Genomic DNA, 18,167 nt, shown 5'->3' on the forward strand with positions numbered 1-18,167 from the left:
AATAGAAAAAGCTTTTTGAGGTGGTACTTATACTTTAAGAATAGTAGGAAGAAAGGTTTTTCTTAGCCATAGAACAAGAAGAATGAAGTATAAAAAAGGGCTCCGAAAAGCGAAGCCCTCTCATTCCACTTGACAGATTTTATTGCTGGTAAGTTGCTCCTCAGCAGAGCTTACGTCCTCTTCAAATCTGCATGGCATGTTAAGAAATTTTTCAACAAAAGTCACCAACTATTTTTGACCACATTACCCAAGAAGCCCTATCAAATTTCGTAATCGGATAATTTTATAACTTTTCAACCTTCAAGCTTTTAAACCTTAGAACACCTCCCCAAACAATCTTTCAATTCACTTTTGAGACCAATTTTTTTAAAGCTTAAATTTTATATCTAAAATCTTAAATTCTCAAGAGTACATCTCTGCTCTCAAGGCTTTTACTTCTGGACTTTCTAGGTAATCGTCAAATGGCATTCTTCTGTCTATGGTACCTTTTGGAGTGAATTCAATGATTCTATTTGCCGAAGATTGTACGAAGGCATGATCATAAGACGTCATCAAGACCGTTCCATTGAAATCTATGATGGCGTTGTTGAAGGCTGTAATCGATTCCAAGTCCAAGTGGTTGGTAGGTTCGTCCATTACCAAGAGATTTGGGTTTTGGAGCATCATTTTGGAAACCATGCAACGTACTTTTTCTCCTCCGGAAAGAACCGAACACTTTTTCAATGACTCTTCACCGGTGAATAGCATTCTTCCTAAGAATGTTCTCACGTGTGCTTCTTCCTGATTGGCAGAATATTGTCTCAACCAATCGATCAAACTCAATTCCGATTGGAAGAATTTTGAGTTGTCATTTGGTAAATAGGCTTTGTTGATCGTCACACCCCATTTGAAAGTTCCTTTTTGAGTAGGGATTTCTTCCATGATGGTTTGGAAAAATTTCGTTACCGCCTGCTTGGTTTTAGAGATAAAAGCAATTTTATCTCCTTTGTCCACCATTAGGTTAACATCTGTGAAATATATCGCGTTTTCATCCTTCAACTCTAAGCTTTCAGTCATGAAAACTTGATCTCCCGCTTCTCTTTCTGGTTTGAAAATGATTCCAGGATACTTCCTTGTAGATGGCTGAATGTCATCCACATTGAGTTTCTCCAACATTTTCTTTCTAGCTGTTGCTTGCTTGGATTTTGCAACGTTGGCAGAGAATCGCATGATGAATTCCTGCAATTCTTTTCTTTTCTCTTCAGTTTTCTTGTTCTGATCAGTCTTCTGCTTGGCAGCAAGCTGAGAAGATTCGTACCAGAAGGTGTAGTTACCTGAGTATATTTTTATTTTGCTGAAGTCAATGTCTACAATGTGCGTAGATACCGCATCCAAGAAGTGTCTATCGTGAGATACTACGATGACTAAGTTTTTGAAATTGACCAAGAAGTCTTCCAACCAATTGATGGTTTCTGCATCCAAGTCATTGGTAGGTTCATCGAGAATCAGGATATCTGGATTTCCGAAAAGTGCTTGAGCTAGTAAAACCCTTACTTTTTGGTTTCCCGCCAATTCCTTCATCTGCATGTAATGCATGTCTTCAGAAATTCCAAGACCTGAAAGCATAGAAGCTGCATCAGATTCAGCATTCCATCCGTCCATTTCTGCGAACTCAGCTTCCAATTCAGATGCGCGGATTCCATCGGCTTCAGTGAAGTCTTCTTTTAGATAGATAGCATCTTTTTCAGCAAGGATTTTATACAATTTCTTATGACCCATGATGACCGCTTTCAACACTTCCACTTCATCAAATTCAAAGTGGTTCTGCTTCAAAACAGCCATTCTTTGTCCTGGAGTCATATTGACAATACCTGTGGTGCTGTCAATTTCACCTGAGAGGATCTTGAGGAAAGTGGATTTTCCGGCACCATTGGCACCGATTACACCGTAGCAATTACCAGGCGTGAATTTTAAGTTTACGTCTTCAAAGAGTGTTCTTTTCCCAAACTTTAGGGAGAGGTTATCTACTGAAATCATGGATAGTCATTTTTTAGAAGGTGCAAAGATAATCAAATATTGCTAAGGGATAAATGAAAGTAAGCGATCTGATTCGGGAATGTGAAAAAGACATGTGATTATCCGCATAGACATCATCATGCACATTTAAAATTTGTAACTATGCGGATAATCGTTATCAGTTTTTAGGGAAAAAGTTATCAGTGTGTCAAATGATCTTTAACTTAACAATTATTTAGCGATTTGGGAAAAGTTGGTGTAATGATGCTTCATCTTTCACAACAGAAAATACCCTCTAAATCCCCTCGCACCATAATAGGAATCTGCGCCATTGTGGTAGATAAAGGTTCTTCCGAAGCGTTTGTCACCGAAAATTGCTCCGCCTTTTTTACGGATAGAATCGGGGGTTTCTAGCCAAGAGGAGGTTTTGAGATCAAAATCACCAAGAGTTTGCAAGTGAAAATACATTTCTTCGGTTAAGAGCTGTATACCGAAATCTTCAGCCATTCCTTTTGCTGTTCCGGAAGGTTTATTGGCTTTTCTCTTTTCCCAAGCTTCATGGTCATAGCAAAGACTTCTTCGGCCAAGAGGACTTTCAATACTGCAATCACAATAGATAAATTTTCCACTTTCATGATCAATTCCAATCACATCTGGCTCTCCGCCAGTAGATTCCATTTGTTGGATTGTTTTATATGCTTGAGGATTTTCTGAAAATTTAGAAAGCACATTCTGCCATTTGTAGTCAGGATGTCTTTGCATATTATTCCCAAACCTTTTTTGTAAAGTTTCAAGTAAGTTTTCTTTATTCATTTGATTATAGATTCAGTTAAAAACGCTTAATAATTTAGTACTCTTAATGTCCTGAAAAAAAAACGTTACCAAATTCTCAAAGATCAAAAAGCCCACAAAATAAATATTAACCTTCTTCATGTTCATTTACCAATTTGATATTCCCTCCCACATAGCCTGCCCCGCAGTATTACGGGGGATGGCTCTTTGTGATTTTATTAATTTCAGGGTGGTTCTTAATCAATTAAACAGTTAAGCAAATAACCAATCAACTAATCCACTAATAACTATTTCTCTTTTGTTCTGATGAAGATCATCGCAATTGCCGTAGTGATCACACCCATGACCAAGGCGGCGATGGTAGATTGTTTGGCATAGTTCGCAAAATTAAATTGGGCTTCTGCTTCTTCTGTTGTGTTGAAATAGCCGATCTCAACGGAGCGTTTGATGACATTTGGAAAGTACTCAGGAGTAATCACATAAGAGATGATCCATTGTGTTCCTGGGCTGAGGATGGCAATGATTACAGAAATGATAAGTCCGGAAATCAAACCTTGCATGTAGGTCATTCTTCCATCATAAAAGTTTTTCTTTTTGTCTTTCAATGCCATGACCATCACAATTATCGCAGGAATGGCGTAAAGGTTGGTTAGGTAAAGATGGTAATCAATGTACTTTCCATGGAGTCCTGTGACCTTTTCAAGGACCATCCAAGCTAAGGTCATTACCGAAAAGATGATGGCCCATTTGAATTCAAGTTTAAGATTTTTCATAGCGTGGGGGTGTAAGTTGCTTCAAATTAGTTTGAAAAAGTGGGAATTCAAAAAAGATGGACTTTAGGTTAGCATAATGATCAACTTCAAAAATATGGGACCTGCTAGAAAAGTGGCTAAAAGTTGAAATTTATAACTAATTGTAATTATATCAATTAGGCTCAAAACGAGGTTTGAATTTTATATTGAAATCATCATCAAATTAACTCGTGTAGAGATTGTTTAAATTACCAAAAAAAATACTTGATAAAAATTAATAAAAAATTGAAATAAGAATATTCTTATTAAGAACGCTTTTTGGGATATTTATCGTTTGGGTATTAAATGTATAATCGGTATTATTCAAAATAATGTTTTGAATGTAAAATTATGAAATGCATAAATTTACTCAATTCCTTAGTTTAATGATTGATCATATTTTGGTACTTTGTGAATGGTTGGTTATTATTACATCAAACAAGTTACGTCATATGTTAAAGACAGTGCAAGGTGTTTTCAAAAATGAGGTAGGTAAGGTACTTCAAGTAATCATGATATTTGCTTTGGTATTGGGTATTATCATTGGAATAGCTCTTGGTGTTCATTTCGATCTATAGAATGGAAAATTTTATTTTTAAAATTTCGCAAAAGAATAATACTCAGCTCCTTCAGTTTCTCAAGGTAAGCGCATTTCTTGTAGTAGGAAATCTTCTCTCCAATCATTATAGACCTTATCAGAATAGTCAAGGTTTTTTTGATTTTGGGTTGGCAGATTCAGGTGTCGGATTGATACATATTCTTGTATGCTACATTCTGCTCGTGCCTCCAAAACTCAATTATTCGAAGGCCCGTGAAATATCCTTGGTAATTTTATTTTTCTATCTTACTCAAGAAATATTTAGCTATTTCTTTACTGGCTTTTTTGGGACTTTCGATTGGAAGGATTTGATTTATTACCTGTTGGGTTTTATGCTTGTCTATGAGTTTGATGTGAAAAATAGGAGTTTGATATGATTGGATATTTCATTTTAGTTTTTAATTCAACAAACTTCATTTAGGAAAAAAATGAAATATTTAGAAAATCTTTTCTGGATCTCTATTGCAATAATTTCTATTTGTGTACTGGCTTATGGAGTGGGATATATAAGTGGTATGCTCGAATGTAGGGAACTTTGTGAGGGGTGATTTTTAATTTGTAGTATTGGTTTAAATCTTAGAAATCGAAATATGAATAAATTCATAATGATATTCTTTTTGTTCTTATTTGTGGCTTGGTCTTATACCTTTTTCCACATTTTATTTATGGCTGATTCTGATTTTGAGGTAATGGTTTTAGGGGCATTTCCTACAAGTAAAAATATGGGTCTACTTGCCTATGCTCTTTTTAGCGGATTGGCTTTGTTTAGCTCTCTATACAGATCCAAAGAGAATTCAAAGAAATAGCTTTAATAGCAGTAGGCTTAATTCAAAATCATGAAAAAAAAATTTAATTAACGGATTCGTTTCAATAGTTTCATTTGTATTATCCTTACTTGTTTTTAAAAACTGGGATATGTTAAAAAGTTTATTTCTTGATTAACTAACTACTACTATGAAAGAAACCTTTACGAACCTTAGAAATTTCTTAAATGCCCCTAAATCTGTAGAATCTTATTCTACGATTAAAATAAAGGAGTTTATATTTTTGCTTTTGATCACATTTGCGATCGTCATTCCGTATGCGCTTATTTTGGAAGCAGCGGGAATGGATCAGTTTGATCACATGATCGAAGATCTATTAAAAAGTAACAAGTGGTTGTTAGTGGGATCAGCTGTTTTGATAGCTCCATTACTAGAAGAACCTATTTACAGGTTACATCTTGATTTCAAAAAATCATCAATTTGGTGGGGAATTGGTCTTTCTCTTTTACTAATTAGTGAGGTTTGGGTTCCCTTGGCCTTATTGTGGATTTGGTTATTTTTCTTACTTTTTATGGTAAGCAGGGGAAATAAGCCAAATTTAAAACTGACCATTTTTGTTTCATCCGCACTTTTTGCCATCGTTCACTTGGGTAATTTTACTGACTTTGACTATGGAACATATTTTTATTGGGTTCCTTTTATTGTTGGAGCGCAATTCCTAATTGGTCTGGTGCTGAGTTACATCAGATTGAATTATGGAATCAAGTGGTCGATAATTTTCCATGGCGTTTACAATGCGATTTTGGTGATTCCGATGGTTTACTTTTATGAAGGATAAAAAAATTAAATTTGACATACTTATCCTCTAAATAACAAATCAAAGCTGGGCTTTACAATAACATGATAAAAACAGGATTTCTATTTAATGGATTTGTCTTTTTTTGACTTCTTGGTTTTCTTTCCGAAGGGAATGCGTAGTAATTCTTTGAAGATTTCTATAAAGGCAAAGACCGTGTATTTTATAATCTTGATGTAAAGTCTTACCACAAATCGAAAGATCTTTGAAAAAATAGAAGATTCTCTATTGGTTTCGGTTTCTGTTGACTGCTTGTATTCGGAATTTGATGAATTCTGTGTCATGGTCCTGTTGGTTTGGTTAAAACCAACAGTGTCCAATTATCAGTCCTAAAATTGAGATGCTGAGATTTTTATAAATTATACCTTCATATACTATTAATTAGTATCAATGCAGTTAGTTTTCTATAAACATTTTACTTAGCCAACTTTACTAGCTGAAGCCAAAAGTCTTCGATTTTGAGAACCGCTGCTATAAAGTCCTCCATTTCGAGTGGCTTGATGACATAGCTGTTGGCATGATATTCATAGGCTTCATGTATATCCTTCTCGCTTGACGAGGTAGTTAACATTATAACTGGAATTTTTTTAAGTATAGGGTCTGCTTTTATCTTTTTCAGAACTTCTTGACCATTATAAATTGGTATGTTGATATCTAATAAAATGATATCTGGTTTTAAAGCATCTTTGTATTTCCCTTCTTGAAAAAGAAAATCAAGTGCATCAGCACCATTTTTGACTACACTTATCTTAGTCAATAATTTACTTTCTTCAAATGCATCCATTGTAAGAAAAATATCTCCTTCATTGTCTTCTACTAATAAAATATGTGCTTCTTGCATTTCTAATTTTTCTTAATTGTAAAATGAAACGTACTTCCTTTTCCTAATTCTGAGTCTAGCCATACACGACCTCCCCAAGCTTCTATGTGTTTTTTGACAATTGATAAGCCAATGCCAGTTCCACTATATTCATCTTTATTGTGTAGCCTTTGGAAAATCACAAAAATCTTTTCGTAGAATTCTTTTGGTATTCCTATGCCATTGTCTTTTACTGAAAATAACCAATGATCATTTTTTTCCTCAGATGAAATATGAATTTCAGGATTTTCTTCAACTTTTGAATATTTAATAGCATTGTCAATTAAACAATGAAATACTTGAGTAAAAGGAGATTGATGAATTTCTAATGTTGGTAATTTATCATAAGTGATTTTCACCATCTTATCTCGTATAACTTTTTTTCTTAACATTATATAATCTTCAATGATTTTTGAAGTATCGGTTTGTTCTGGGCTTTCCAATGTTCTTCCCGCTCTGGAGTATTCTAAGAGGTCTAAGATGATTTGCTTCATTCTTTTTGCACCATCAGTTGCAAAATGAATGTATTGATTTCCTTTTTCATCCAATAATCCTCCATATTTCCGCTGAAGTTGATTCATGAAACTGGTGATCATCCTTAGTGGTTCTTGTAAATCATGGGATGCTATAAAGGCAAATTGTTCCAATTGCTGATTAATGAACTCTAATTCTTTGATATGCTTTTCAAGCTTTTTGTTGAGATTTAGCAGTTCTATTTTATGATTTTTTTCTTCGGTAATGTCTGTAATGGCACCTACCATCCGCGTTGGTTTTCCTTTTTCGTCTCGAATTATCACGCCTTTGTCAATTACAGTTCTTGTCTCACCTGATCGACTAAGAATTCTATATTCCTGCTGCCAAAATTCTTTTGATGGGTCGGTTAGAGATGCCTCAATGCTTTTTTTAATCAAGGGTAAATCTTCGGGATGAAAGCTGTCTTGCCAAAAGTCTTTTTGATTGAGATTTTGCTTTACTTGATATCCAAATAGCTTTTCGAAACCTTCTCCTCTAAAGAAAATGTCACTTTCTATATCCCAATCCCATATTGCATCTGTTGTTGCTTTGGTAACTTTTTCAAACCTTTCATTGGCTACTAAAATATTCTTTTCTGCTTTTTTACGCTCTGTTATATCCAAGATGATTGCAACAAATCTTTTATTTTCATCTTCTGAGACTAATTGTAAATGGACTTCTACTGGATAAAAGCTTCCATTTTTTCGTTTGTGATTTGATAAAAAGATAATTTTTTCTTTTTCTTTAGTAACTAAAGGATTTAAAAGCTGATTAAATGTAGTTGCAGTAAATTCGGGTTTGAGATCTAGTGGAGTTAGTTCTTTTATTTCCTGTTCTGAAAAACCGAGGTTATTGAGGGCACCTTGGTTGATATAACTGAATTTTAATGTTTCTGCATCAAAGACATAAATTTCATTCAAACTTTTTTCCAGTGTTGTGAGCAAAGTGTTTTTTTCTTGCTCTGCTTTTTTGCGTTTTGTGATATTTACATTAGATCCGAGATAACCAATCAGTTCATTTTTATCATTGAATAGTTTTTTAGCTCTTCCATTGATCCAAGTGATATCTTTATTGCTATTTACAAAGCGATATTCATAATTCCATTCACCATTAGATTCAATGGATTTATACCAATTATTAGTTACATACTCCAAGTCCTCAGGATGTAGCGCGTTAATCCATCCTTTACCTAGAGCGTCTTCTAATTGCATTGCCGCCATTTCAAGCCAAGTTTCATTAGCATATATACAATCTCCATTTATATCAGTTGTATAAATACCAATTGGGGACTGTTGGGTGTATGATTTAAATCTGGCGTCGCTTTCCTCCGCTTTTTTTATTGCACTTCTTAATTCATTTTCAATAATAATACGCTCAGAAATATCTTGAGTAGTTCCTTTGTATGCAATCAGCTTATTGTCTTCATCAAAAACAGGTGCTCCAATTGTATTTACAGTTTTAATTGTTCCGTCTGGACGAAGGAGTTCTATTTCCATCTGATAAGGAATTTTATTTTCAATCGCATGATTAATGACATGGTTAAATCGTTCCCAATCTTTAGGATTAATTAGTTTTTCGTGTTTTTCTAAATCAATTGTTTCAATTTCTGGATCTAATCCCCATATACTGTAAGTCTCTTCAGACCAAAAAGAAACTTGATTAATAAAATCATAATACCAACTCCCTAACTTTGCAAGTTTTTGAGCTTCTTTCATTTTAAACTCGTTATCCTCGGCTAGTTCTTTGCCTTTAATCAATTTTTCTTCTAGTAATTTAGACTCTGTTATATCGTGTTCAATGGCTATCCAATGGGTGTAGCTGCCATTTTCATCAGCTACAGGAGATATTGAGAAGTTGATCCAAAATTCTTCGCCATTCTTTTTATAGTTGATTGTTGTGATTTCACATGACTCCCAATTTCTTATGGCATTACTTAACCTTTTTAGTTCACCTTGATCAGATTTTGGACCTTGAAGGATTCTGGGAGTTTTACCAATTACTTCTTCAGGTTGATACCCTGTCATTTTGCTAAAAGCTTCATTAACATAGATAATCTTAGGACCAGGTACATCAAATGGCTCTGCTTCTGTTATTAAAATTGCATCATGGGTATTGGTGACGACACTTTCAAGTAATTTTAACCTATGTATTTGTTTTTCTTTTTCTGTAATATCCTGACAAATTACAGTAATACAGTCTCTTCCATTGAAAGGAATTTTATGCCCATTGATTTCAACTTGGATTTTTTCACCATTCTTTTTCAGGTGGGTAAATACTCCAAAATAGACATTAGTTTGATCAGAATCGATATTTTTATGTGCGGTGATTAGTTTTGGTAAACAAGATTCGGTGTGTAAATCTGTGATTTTCAAAGATAAAAACTCTTCTTTTGTAAAACCATAGTGATTCAATGCAGCCTGATTGACTTCTAAGATTTGGTATGTATCTATTTCATAAAACCACTTTGGAAGTGGACTATGAAAAAAGAGTGTGCTGTAATCAAAATTTGAATTTATCATGCATTTATGAAAGATTTCCGAGTTAATCTAATGATTTTAAATCTAGTGAAAAAAGATTTAATTTAGATAAAAAGTACAGGTTGTTTTCTTTTAAAATACCAGATATGGTTATTGATTAATTCGGACATCATCCCAAATTGTGTGAACACTCGCCTTGATACTGACAAGCAGATCTTTCACTAGCAATCTTAGTGATAAATGTCAATTTTTAACTGCTTTTATGAGTGTTAGTAGTATTTAAAGGATTTTTATTTGACCCTTTAACATTAGAACTTGACTACTTAACATTCGAACTTGGCGGATTGAATTGCTTTTTTGCTTAGGGAAAAGTTTCTTGATCATAAAAAAGTTATGGGTTTTATTGTCAGGATTCCTTTGGTAGATTTTAATATAGAAAATGAGAAAGAGGTAGAAGAGAAATTTGACTGGATCAAGGAAGCTATCAAGCATAGCTCTATTTCATTATACAAAGTAGTAAAAGACCAAACTTTTGCTGCTTTGGATGATAAGATAAAGTTGAAAGTTTATAAATATTTAAAAAGAGGGAAGTTCAGGGCTGTTCCTTTTGGATGTTGGTCAGGAGTAGGAGTAGGTAATTGGGGAGAGAAGCATCGAGTTTCAATACAGCGAGTTGAGCAAATTTCAACTAATTCGAAAAATAGTAGGTGGCAGGTATGGCTTGAAGAGGATAGGAGTAAGTTCTGTACTTTTCGTATTAATCCTACCTTACAAATTGTAGGGGATTGGTTAGTTTACTTTTCTTTTGAAACAAAAGGAAATAATGAGGATGGTCAATGGGAGTGGATTAAGGTTAAGCTTGATACTGAGTTGCATAAAATATTAAAGTCATTTAATTGGAAGATAGCGCTGTCCTTAACCGATTTTCAGCGTCTTGGGTTGAATATGGATCAGGAAGATGCTCGTATCATGTGGGAGGAGCTGATCAATTCGGGTATATTATTTCCTGATGAAGCGATACCTTCTTTAGCGATTAAAGTTGAGAATTTTTCAAAAGGATTTGAAAGTAATGTTAAAGGAGAGTTTGTTTTAGATTCTCAAGTTAAAGAACAGCTTGAAAGCGCTTCAAAAGAAATCGGAGCTCTTTTGGAGATGAAAAAATCAAGAGTTTTAAGAAAGCTCAAAAGGAAACTTCAAATGAGGTTTGACGATAGATTTGTTTCTTTAGAAAGGTTACTGGAACCCTCTTTTGGTATTTGGGAGATTTTTGAGATGACTGATTTAGATGTTGTAGAAAATGAAAACGGTGATTCACTCTTGGCTAATTTAATGCATAGGAGCTTTGATGGAGTTGAAGAAATAGATGTATCAGCGTTTCAAAATACTACAGCTTCTGAGATCAAGATCAATGCATGTGATTACCTTTTTAGAATAAAAGATGACGGTCGAATTGTCCTTGATAACCTATTGATCAATCAAAAGGGGAAGTTGAGTGGAAGGTTTAATTTTATTAAAGCGGTATCAAAAGTTGACAAAGAAACAGAAATACAAGATGAAACTGAAGCTGAAGTCTTGCTTTGTGAATCAAGAAATTTGCATCAAGTTTATACTGGAGAAAGGATATTTTCACGATATATTGTACTCGATGGATTAGGGAAGCGAACTGATGAAGATTTCCTATTGAGTGATATTTTTATTGGGGTAGGCGATGGTGAGATCTTATTAGTCAATAAACTAGGTGGGCAGATAAAGCCAAAGTTTTGCACTCCCGTTTCTTACAGTAAAATGAGTCATCCAATTGCTAAGATATTATGGCATTTTTCAGAGATCAGAAATCCCAAGTTGACAATCTATCAAAATCCTGAATTTTTGAGGCTGAGATATACTCCAAGGATTACTTGGAACAATTTGATTTTGATGCCTAGAAAGTGGTATTTTCAAGGAGTTATATTAGAAGGAATTCCTTCTATTAAATTGTTCATCATTGAAAATCAGCTACCAGATGTTTTTTTGATAGGTGAGTCAGATGCAGAGTTGGTAATAGATACTAGGCAATCGATGGATCTTTTGATTTTTATGGATGAGGTGAATAATTTGGAAACATTTTTTATTTATGAATATCTGAATACTGGCATTAGTAATCAAAGTGGACAATTGACTTATCCTCAGTTTCATTACAGTTTTAATGCAAGTAAAATGTATGAAACAAAAAAGATTGGTTTTATCAATAAGGTATACCAAGAGAATAAAGCCTGGATAGCTCTTCATATTTCTGTTGATGAAACTCTTATCAATTCAGTGTTAAAGGAGATATTTGATCAAATCAAGTTATGGAATATGAGGTGGTATTTTCTCATTTATGATGCTGAATTAACTGAAATTAGGCTTCGTGTATGTGTTGAGGAAGAAGAAGCTTCCATTGAAAAGGTAAAGCAGCTGAGCTCAGAATTGATTTTATTAATGGGAGTGAAGCGTATTGAAAAGATGCCATATTTCCCTGAATATGATAAGTTTGGAGTCAAGGGAATGCAACAAAGTGAGCATATATTTTATTTGGAGAGTGCATATGTTAGAAAATATGTCAGGCAAGAAGAATTTAGTCTATCAGAATATGTGATAAGTATAGGATCGATATGGTCAGAACTCATTGTTGAAATATGTTTGGAAGAATTCCTTCAGTTTTATAAGCTGAAATATTCAGGTTTAGATTTAGCACGAAAGAAAGTCTTGCAAAGAGACTTTCAAGAACATAAAAAGACAAATGAATTAATTGGAGGGAGTGTTAAATTAATTCATTCTTTATTCAGCTTACTTGAAAAGCATCCTTTTGATGCGGGAAATGAGAAATTATCTATGATTCTAAATCATATACATCTGTTTTGTAATCGTATGCAAATTTTTGGTGAACAGGAAGACGCTGTATTTTATTTTATTTACAGAGTTTTGCTTCCTAGGAAGTTAAATAATTCACTCCTAAATGATGGGCCTATCGGAATTTCAACATCTTCTTCAAGAAGTACTTTTGCATAATCACATTTTAATATCTTTTGAGTGTTTATGATGTAAGATTTGTGAATTTGTATGAGGTAGGGGTTATGGAATGTTTTTATTATTTCGACTAGGGTTATTCTAATGAGTGTTTTTTTGTTTTGGGAATTTTTAATAAAATTGATTTCTGCAAAATCTTTCCCACCCTTTACAAATAATATATCAAGGGGATTGATTGCAATTAAAGTTAATGGGTTAGCGTACTTGATAAAGTAAAGATCAGGTGTTTTTGGGCTAGTATTTATGGATGGATTTAAGGACTTTAGAGATTTAAATTTCTCAAGAATATCAGTGATTCCTTTTCTAGTTAATGGTTTGTGAATAAATCCGACTATGTCCATATTGATGCACATGTGGGCCGACTCCCAAACACCCGATGTAATAGCAACTGCAATATTATGTTCGATCATTTGTTGGGCAACCCAAATGCCGTTAGTGGTTGGCATATGAATGTCTGTAATCATGAGATCTACGTTTTCTGAGATGGCCTTTTCCATAGCTTGAACTGGATTATCTAAGAGAAATGAAACTGAAAATTCAGAATCAGATTTAATGTAATGCTCCATTAATTCAAGAGCCTTAGGCTCATCATCTAATACACCTATACTAAACCTTTTGTCCATAATTTATTTGAAGAGAAAGCCTGAAATTGTTGCCAGCTATTGCATAATTCAATAGATGTCTGTTTGGGTAATAGCACTGAAGAATATATTCAACTGCTTGTATTCCAGATTTTGATGAAAATCTAATATGCTCGGGTGATAGTATTTTATTGTTGATATGTAGGTTTAATTCTGGAATGCCATTTACTTTAATAATTTTGATATTGATCAAGGCTGGATTTTCTGGATCATGGATCTCTGCATGTTTAAAGACGTTTTCTATTAAAGTGAGTAAGGTCATTTTTGGGATTTTCAATTTGTTGGCAATTTCATAAGGATCTAGGATAGTGAAATCAACATAAAACCTTTCACTATACCTTTTTTTTTGAAAAGCAATGAGTTTTTGAATACATAATATTTCTTTAAAGAGTGATATTTTTCTTTTGGATGTATTTGAAAAACAATAAGAAAGGATCTCAGTAAATTCTTCAAGTGATTCATTTACATTTTTGTTTCCTGTGATAAAGTCAGCGTTAATTACATTCAGGCCATTGGCAATAAAGTGAGGGTTGATGATTATTTGGTATTGAGTGAGCTCTGCTTGTCTAGCTTGGAGAAGGATATTATATTTTTCTTTAAGTTTTTTAAAAGAGATCAAAATGAAGCAAACTAGTGATGCCAAAATGGTAAAGTGAAAACCTCTAATCACCTCAATCACAAAAAATTTTGAAAATGGAGAGTCAAGTTCAAAGATGTATAGCGAAAGGTGCCATTTTAAATTTATGACAATAAGAAGGAAGATGATGAATTTAAAAATTGTTGCTAGGTTATTTTTTAAAGGGATACTGTTTGGAAGTACGAAAAACAAGATTCCGTAGAAGAACATCAAGACAAATGCAAAGTTGAATAAAGCAGGAATTATGTTGACTTCAGATGGGTCAATTAAAAGTGAGCTTAGGTAATCGATTGTAAAGTAGATTAACCAGAAGAGTATATTATTTAGTGGGCTAAGGAATTTGGACCTTGCAACATCTTCATTCAACCACTTAACATTCAAGTTGGACGATTTCATTTTTACAGGCTGTTTAGAGTTTTTAGATTTCCGAAAACAATAATTATATGAAACAACAAGAAAATCATTCCTTACCTCGGATCAAGAAAGAGGTACTCAGACCTGGTCAAGAGCAATTGACCAGATCAAAAAGCAAAGGCAGAAGAAGATTTACGGGAAGTATAGTCCGAGTCTGCCTAGACGAAAAGGGTCTTTACTAAATAGTAAAGACTTGAGATTCAGTTAGGGTTGATGGAGAAGATCAACTCTAAAAATTTTCTGAGATTACATTTATTAAAAACGACAGATGTTGTAAAGAAACCGGATTTTTATCCGGAGGGTTAGTTAGAGCCCAAAACACGGGTGCAGTCTTTTTGGCTGCACCTTTTGTTATGTGAGGTATTTTTTGAGCACGTCCAGTGGAATTCCATGAAAGGAAGCATATTCTTCAACTGTCACCATTTGATGCTCAGGTTTATTGAAAAATACCTTAACTTTTTTCAAGATGGAATAAGCGTAAGTTTTACTTCTTCCTGAAATTGTCATAATGTCCTTTGCATAGATAAAACATCTGTCTTTTTGAGGCATTTTGTTTTAAGATGAATGAAACATAAAATTATTTAGGAGTTGATGTACAGCAAAAAAGACGACTCCTATTGTGCAAACTCAATATCTGAAGATGTATTCTTTTAAAGTGATGTTTAGGGTAATAAAATCAGTTGCTGCAAAGTTTTTAATAGTTGCTCAATGTCAATTAATGCTGCAATTTTTTAAAACTTGATGATTTTATATTGTAAACATCTTGAATTCTAATTCAAAATATGAGTTAAAAAACCTTCCTCAAATTTTGGAAAGTACCGTTCATAATTATGACTTCTATACATGAATTATGGATCCCTGTGTATGAAAGTATTGATTATGAGTATAATATGCAAATTTTATAGTTATAAAATTCTATTTTTTAATGAAAACTACCTACTTGTAGGTAGTTTTTTATTTGATTATTATAATTTTTTGTGGCGGTGGTTTGGTTTTCGTGAGTTAATTGGTTAATTACTTGACTGGTTAAATAGAGGAATAGTTAATTGGGTTAATGGTTAATTGGTTGATTCGGGAATTTAGTAAACTGGTGATTGGGGTATTGAGTAAGGTTGAAGGTTTATGGTTTAAAGTATGTTAAAACATTATTAAATTATCAGTTAAATTAGATGAATTTTTGATCTTTAGAATAGTGAGAGAAAGTGTATTAAGGTCAATTTTAATATTCAACCCTATGGGGTCGTGGACTTATTTTCTCCTTATTTGTTCCCCAGGTTGCAACCTGGGGTTAATCATAGTTAAACCCCTTTGGGGTTGTTTATCCAATTTTTAATTTCCTGCAACCTATGTATAGAAATGTAAATGCAAAATGCTTTTAACTTTTTACTCTTGGTAGAGTGATTCCAAAAACAGATTCCTAAGAAATCTTCGTGATATGTTTACTTGATTCGTCTGAATTCTTTAAATAGATTTTTTGAATTTTGATGTTTTACTTTTTATGTAATATCTATTTAAAGGAGTTTAAGAAGGTCTTCAGGGAGGGTGAAGACCTTCTTGGTAAGCTATTAATTTGGTTTTGTGGGTTCTTTTTTCTTTGTTTTGGGAACCGTGGTTTTATCTTCTGAGGTAGCCTGTGCGATGACAGACAGTGAAGAACCGACTGCTAGTGCATATCCTGCGGCAGTAACAATTAATTCTGGGATGATATCCGGTACAGCTAAAATAGCTCCTGCGATTGTTACCAGAATAAGCCCTATGTTTCTTATTTTTTGAAACAGGGGTGGGGTTGGTGCATTCCAACCTTTGTTGATTTCTTTTAATGTCTCCATAGTATAGTTAATTAGTTAATATGATTATCCGCAATGACACTAGAAATAAATTAAACATATAGTAGAATGGATAATCGTCATCGGTCAACCGTCGTCCGTCAACTGTTGATGAAAATGAATTAAATACATTTTTTAAAGTATCTACTAGTAAAAAGCGGATAGATATTTATTTAAGTTAAGTCCCAATTGAATTTAGGAGCTTTAACTTTTTGTTGCGAAAGCTTTTTTAAGCCACCTTTTGATGAACTGCTGTTCAATTCTAAGTTTGGTACAGAGTTCACCAAGTTTACTTTGCTGAGTCTTCATCAGTCTTATATCCTGAATTAGGAGGTGGAGGAAGTAGGCGATGATGGAGAGGAGGAGTGAAACCACTCCTCCAATGATTGCCTGATAACTTAATCCATCCATGACATTTCGTATTGTGCCAAGTTGAGTGCGCTATCTGGTAAGCTTCTTACCTCTAGTAGTACTTCCTCATTTTGGTCCATTACTGAATACACCATCTCCTTGAATTTCTCAAAAGCAAGTCTTGATTGTGATCCTTTGCCTTCCCCTTTCAGTTTGGAGACAGGGACGATATATCCTGGAGCTTCTTTCTGAACGTTGTTGGAAGGGATGATTTTCATTTCACCTCTTCCTGGTACTTCCAGCGTAAGAATATGGAGTTGCAGGGATTCGTCATACTGTTTTCTGAGCGGGTAGATTCCTTCAGGAATGCATGAATCAGGTTCATTTCTGTTCCAAGGCCTCTCTATCATGTATCCGAGTTTAAATCCGTCCACTTTGATGGTACCATTTGTACCGTGAGGCCAATAATCACGTTCTAGTAGGAAAATCATACTTGCTCTACTAAGAAGATTTTGGAAGAATTATGAACCTTGTTGTTCAAGTCATAGAGATTTCCGTTGACCTCTTGGAGGTACTCAATGCCCATCGCATACACCTGTGTTGTATCAGGAATGACGAGTTTAGGAATAGAGAATGAGAAACCTGAAGTCACTTGGCTCGTGATCTCCACCTCTGGGCTAGCTACATAGGTAGATTCCACTGTGTTTGCTTCTGCATTGATGGCAGCAGCTGAGAAGAAGAATCTAAAATGTGTTGCTCCCGTAGGTCTAGAAACTTTAACTGCTGGAACGAAATCTTCGAAATCAGCAGTAATATCACTAGCACCATTTTGAATGGTGTATCGTGCATAAACGGTTGTGTTCCAGCCTGCATTGATATTGAACTGAAAGCCTTCTATTAGGGACATATCTCCAAGATTGAACTGGCGCATCCCTCTGTCGCTTACCAGGTCAGACTTGATGATGGACATTGCCATCGCATAAAGTCTGTTGTGGGTTCTGAGGTCTTTTGCTCTTAGGGTAATTTCCCTAAAGGCACCTTTGAGCAACTGTGCAGCTGCTGCGGCTCTTGCGAATTCAGCGAGGTTTTCCCTAGTCCTTTGGAAAGCCGGGGAATTCAAGATTTTGTCTCTGCTGACGCCGCCTTTTTGACGTGCGAAGGAACCATTTGCTCCTTTGTAGAAGGTCACATCACCGATTGTGCCTTCTAGTTTGATAAAACTGGTCTGTCTTGCCATTTCTTATATGGTTTAAAGTGAAACATGACCAAATTTGGAACTAAAAAAGATCCCGTCACAACGAAAGTGTACTATGAGGAAATAAAGGAAACTTAGGAAAATGTGGACTGGGTGATTGGGGATTGGTTGAGTTAGTTAATTGAGTGATTAGAAGGAAGGATGAAGGATGAGGGATGAAGGAGGAAAAAAAGGGAAAAGGGAAAAGGGAAAAGGGGAAAGGTGAAAGATAGGATGAAGGGTGAAGGAAGAAGGAAGAAGGAGGAGTGTCATTCCCTGAAATAGGTTGACCGTTTTTAACCCTTAAATTAGATGTTAAAGACTGGAAAAAGGATTAATTCCCAAAGGAGATTTTCTGAAGAGTTTAAACG

The 18,167-nt window shown here is 34.4% G+C and carries 19 protein-coding genes; 6 read left to right on the forward strand and 13 right to left on the reverse strand.

Annotated elements, in window-relative coordinates:
• Positions 1 to 402: 402 nt before the first annotated feature.
• The 3 genes from IEV57_RS18845 to IEV57_RS18855 all read right to left on the reverse strand — a co-directional run bounded on the left by IEV57_RS18845 (position 403) and on the right by IEV57_RS18855 (position 3,560).
• Entirely contained in the window at positions 403 to 2,016 is a 1,614-nt protein-coding gene (locus IEV57_RS18845) for an ABC-F family ATP-binding cassette domain-containing protein (protein WP_188444592.1), read from the reverse strand.
• Positions 2,017 to 2,271: 255 nt separating this feature from the next.
• A complete protein-coding gene (locus IEV57_RS18850) occupies positions 2,272 to 2,808 on the reverse strand; it encodes a DUF4256 domain-containing protein (RefSeq protein ID WP_188444593.1) in 537 nt (178 codons plus the stop codon).
• A 266-nt stretch (positions 2,809 to 3,074) separates the two neighbouring features.
• Entirely contained in the window at positions 3,075 to 3,560 is a 486-nt protein-coding gene (locus tag IEV57_RS18855; protein WP_188444594.1) for a DUF4199 domain-containing protein, read from the reverse strand.
• A gap of 470 nt (positions 3,561 to 4,030) precedes the next feature.
• On the opposite strand from IEV57_RS18855, the gene IEV57_RS19475 reads away from it, so the two are divergent.
• From IEV57_RS19475 to IEV57_RS18870, 4 genes are all read left to right on the forward strand, one after another.
• Positions 4,031 to 4,156 carry a hypothetical protein gene (locus IEV57_RS19475; protein ID WP_262891059.1) on the forward strand — a complete coding sequence of 42 codons (126 nt, stop codon included), beginning with the start codon at positions 4,031 to 4,033 and terminating at the stop codon, positions 4,154 to 4,156.
• 1 nt (position 4,157) lies between these two features.
• On the forward strand, positions 4,158 to 4,553 hold the full coding sequence (locus IEV57_RS18860; protein WP_188444595.1) for a hypothetical protein: 396 nt from the start codon (positions 4,158 to 4,160) through the stop codon (positions 4,551 to 4,553).
• A gap of 213 nt (positions 4,554 to 4,766) precedes the next feature.
• Positions 4,767 to 4,982, forward strand: coding sequence for a hypothetical protein (locus tag IEV57_RS18865; protein WP_188444596.1), 216 nt, complete (start codon positions 4,767 to 4,769; stop codon positions 4,980 to 4,982).
• 148 nt (positions 4,983 to 5,130) lie between these two features.
• A complete protein-coding gene (locus IEV57_RS18870; RefSeq protein ID WP_188444597.1) occupies positions 5,131 to 5,778 on the forward strand; it encodes a CPBP family intramembrane glutamic endopeptidase in 648 nt (215 codons plus the stop codon).
• Between the two features lie 80 nt (positions 5,779 to 5,858).
• Here the strand turns inward: IEV57_RS18870 and IEV57_RS18875 are convergent, their stop codons facing one another.
• The 3 genes from IEV57_RS18875 to IEV57_RS18885 form a co-directional block, all read right to left on the reverse strand.
• A complete protein-coding gene (locus IEV57_RS18875; RefSeq protein ID WP_188444598.1) occupies positions 5,859 to 6,080 on the reverse strand; it encodes a hypothetical protein in 222 nt (73 codons plus the stop codon).
• Positions 6,081 to 6,211: 131 nt separating this feature from the next.
• A complete protein-coding gene (locus IEV57_RS18880) occupies positions 6,212 to 6,637 on the reverse strand; it encodes a response regulator (protein ID WP_188444599.1) in 426 nt (141 codons plus the stop codon).
• A 2-nt stretch (positions 6,638 to 6,639) separates the two neighbouring features.
• The gene (locus IEV57_RS18885) at positions 6,640 to 9,687 is read right to left on the reverse strand and encodes a PAS domain S-box protein (RefSeq protein WP_188444600.1); all 3,048 of its coding nucleotides are present in this window, start codon (positions 9,685 to 9,687) and stop codon (positions 6,640 to 6,642) included.
• A 351-nt stretch (positions 9,688 to 10,038) separates the two neighbouring features.
• On the opposite strand from IEV57_RS18885, the gene IEV57_RS18890 reads away from it, so the two are divergent.
• Positions 10,039 to 12,675: a thiopeptide-type bacteriocin biosynthesis protein gene (locus IEV57_RS18890; RefSeq protein ID WP_188444601.1), complete on the forward strand. Its 2,637-nt coding sequence runs from the start codon at positions 10,039 to 10,041 to the stop codon at positions 12,673 to 12,675.
• On the opposite strand, the gene IEV57_RS18895 is transcribed toward IEV57_RS18890, so the two are convergent.
• Entirely contained in the window at positions 12,579 to 13,316 is a 738-nt protein-coding gene (locus IEV57_RS18895) for a LytR/AlgR family response regulator transcription factor (RefSeq protein ID WP_188444602.1), read from the reverse strand. The genes IEV57_RS18890 and IEV57_RS18895 overlap by 97 nt on opposite strands.
• Complete coding sequence (locus tag IEV57_RS18900) at positions 13,300 to 14,367, reverse strand: histidine kinase (RefSeq protein WP_188444603.1); 1,068 nt, start codon at positions 14,365 to 14,367, stop codon at positions 13,300 to 13,302. The genes IEV57_RS18895 and IEV57_RS18900 overlap by 17 nt, the downstream gene beginning before the upstream one ends.
• Positions 14,368 to 14,414: 47 nt before the next feature.
• Here IEV57_RS18900 and IEV57_RS18905 point away from each other — a divergent pair, with 47 nt between their 5' ends.
• Entirely contained in the window at positions 14,415 to 14,567 is a 153-nt protein-coding gene (locus IEV57_RS18905) for a hypothetical protein (protein WP_188444604.1), read from the forward strand.
• Between the two features lie 169 nt (positions 14,568 to 14,736).
• Here IEV57_RS18905 and IEV57_RS18910 read toward each other — a convergent pair whose 3' ends face one another.
• The 5 genes from IEV57_RS18910 to IEV57_RS18930 all read right to left on the reverse strand — a co-directional run bounded on the left by IEV57_RS18910 (position 14,737) and on the right by IEV57_RS18930 (position 17,799).
• Positions 14,737 to 14,934 (reverse strand): hypothetical protein, encoded by a 198-nt coding sequence (locus IEV57_RS18910; RefSeq protein ID WP_188444609.1) that lies wholly within the window; start codon positions 14,932 to 14,934, stop codon positions 14,737 to 14,739.
• Between the two features lie 1,016 nt (positions 14,935 to 15,950).
• A complete protein-coding gene (locus tag IEV57_RS18915) occupies positions 15,951 to 16,214 on the reverse strand; it encodes a hypothetical protein (protein ID WP_188444605.1) in 264 nt (87 codons plus the stop codon).
• A gap of 201 nt (positions 16,215 to 16,415) precedes the next feature.
• Positions 16,416 to 16,622: a hypothetical protein gene (locus IEV57_RS18920; protein ID WP_188444606.1), complete on the reverse strand. Its 207-nt coding sequence runs from the start codon at positions 16,620 to 16,622 to the stop codon at positions 16,416 to 16,418.
• Positions 16,610 to 17,053, reverse strand: coding sequence for a DUF5675 family protein (locus IEV57_RS18925; protein ID WP_188444607.1), 444 nt, complete (start codon positions 17,051 to 17,053; stop codon positions 16,610 to 16,612). Before IEV57_RS18925 ends, IEV57_RS18920 begins: the two co-directional genes overlap by 13 nt.
• Entirely contained in the window at positions 17,050 to 17,799 is a 750-nt protein-coding gene (locus IEV57_RS18930) for a hypothetical protein (protein WP_188444608.1), read from the reverse strand. Before IEV57_RS18930 ends, IEV57_RS18925 begins: the two co-directional genes overlap by 4 nt.
• Positions 17,800 to 18,167: the final 368 nt, after the last annotated feature.

The sequence above is a fragment of the Belliella aquatica genome (assembly GCF_014637795.1).
GTDB classification, from domain to species: domain Bacteria; phylum Bacteroidota; class Bacteroidia; order Cytophagales; family Cyclobacteriaceae; genus Belliella; species Belliella aquatica.

What these genes read in the sequence shown, in the direction of transcription:
- IEV57_RS18880 (WP_188444599.1), bottom strand. Translation starts at nt 6,637, where the DNA reads ATGCAAGAAGCACATATTTTATTAGTAGAAGACAATGAAGGAGATATT.
- IEV57_RS18895 (WP_188444602.1), bottom strand. Translation starts at nt 13,316, where the DNA reads ATGGACAAAAGGTTTAGTATAGGTGTATTAGATGATGAGCCTAAGGCT.
- IEV57_RS18870 (WP_188444597.1), top strand. Translation starts at nt 5,131, where the DNA reads ATGAAAGAAACCTTTACGAACCTTAGAAATTTCTTAAATGCCCCTAAA.
- IEV57_RS18850 (WP_188444593.1), bottom strand. Translation starts at nt 2,808, where the DNA reads ATGAATAAAGAAAACTTACTTGAAACTTTACAAAAAAGGTTTGGGAAT.
- IEV57_RS18900 (WP_188444603.1), bottom strand. Translation starts at nt 14,367, where the DNA reads ATGAAATCGTCCAACTTGAATGTTAAGTGGTTGAATGAAGATGTTGCA.
- IEV57_RS18925 (WP_188444607.1), bottom strand. Translation starts at nt 17,053, where the DNA reads ATGATTTTCCTACTAGAACGTGATTATTGGCCTCACGGTACAAATGGT.
- IEV57_RS18875 (WP_188444598.1), bottom strand. Translation starts at nt 6,080, where the DNA reads ATGACACAGAATTCATCAAATTCCGAATACAAGCAGTCAACAGAAACC.
- IEV57_RS18860 (WP_188444595.1), top strand. Translation starts at nt 4,158, where the DNA reads ATGGAAAATTTTATTTTTAAAATTTCGCAAAAGAATAATACTCAGCTC.
- IEV57_RS18910 (WP_188444609.1), bottom strand. Translation starts at nt 14,934, where the DNA reads ATGCCTCAAAAAGACAGATGTTTTATCTATGCAAAGGACATTATGACA.
- IEV57_RS18915 (WP_188444605.1), bottom strand. Translation starts at nt 16,214, where the DNA reads ATGGAGACATTAAAAGAAATCAACAAAGGTTGGAATGCACCAACCCCA.
- IEV57_RS18890 (WP_188444601.1), top strand. Translation starts at nt 10,039, where the DNA reads ATGGGTTTTATTGTCAGGATTCCTTTGGTAGATTTTAATATAGAAAAT.
- IEV57_RS19475 (WP_262891059.1), top strand. Translation starts at nt 4,031, where the DNA reads ATGTTAAAGACAGTGCAAGGTGTTTTCAAAAATGAGGTAGGTAAGGTA.
- IEV57_RS18855 (WP_188444594.1), bottom strand. Translation starts at nt 3,560, where the DNA reads ATGAAAAATCTTAAACTTGAATTCAAATGGGCCATCATCTTTTCGGTA.
- IEV57_RS18920 (WP_188444606.1), bottom strand. Translation starts at nt 16,622, where the DNA reads ATGGATGGATTAAGTTATCAGGCAATCATTGGAGGAGTGGTTTCACTC.
- IEV57_RS18885 (WP_188444600.1), bottom strand. Translation starts at nt 9,687, where the DNA reads ATGATAAATTCAAATTTTGATTACAGCACACTCTTTTTTCATAGTCCA.
- IEV57_RS18865 (WP_188444596.1), top strand. Translation starts at nt 4,767, where the DNA reads ATGAATAAATTCATAATGATATTCTTTTTGTTCTTATTTGTGGCTTGG.
- IEV57_RS18905 (WP_188444604.1), top strand. Translation starts at nt 14,415, where the DNA reads ATGAAACAACAAGAAAATCATTCCTTACCTCGGATCAAGAAAGAGGTA.
- IEV57_RS18930 (WP_188444608.1), bottom strand. Translation starts at nt 17,799, where the DNA reads ATGGCAAGACAGACCAGTTTTATCAAACTAGAAGGCACAATCGGTGAT.
- IEV57_RS18845 (WP_188444592.1), bottom strand. Translation starts at nt 2,016, where the DNA reads ATGATTTCAGTAGATAACCTCTCCCTAAAGTTTGGGAAAAGAACACTC.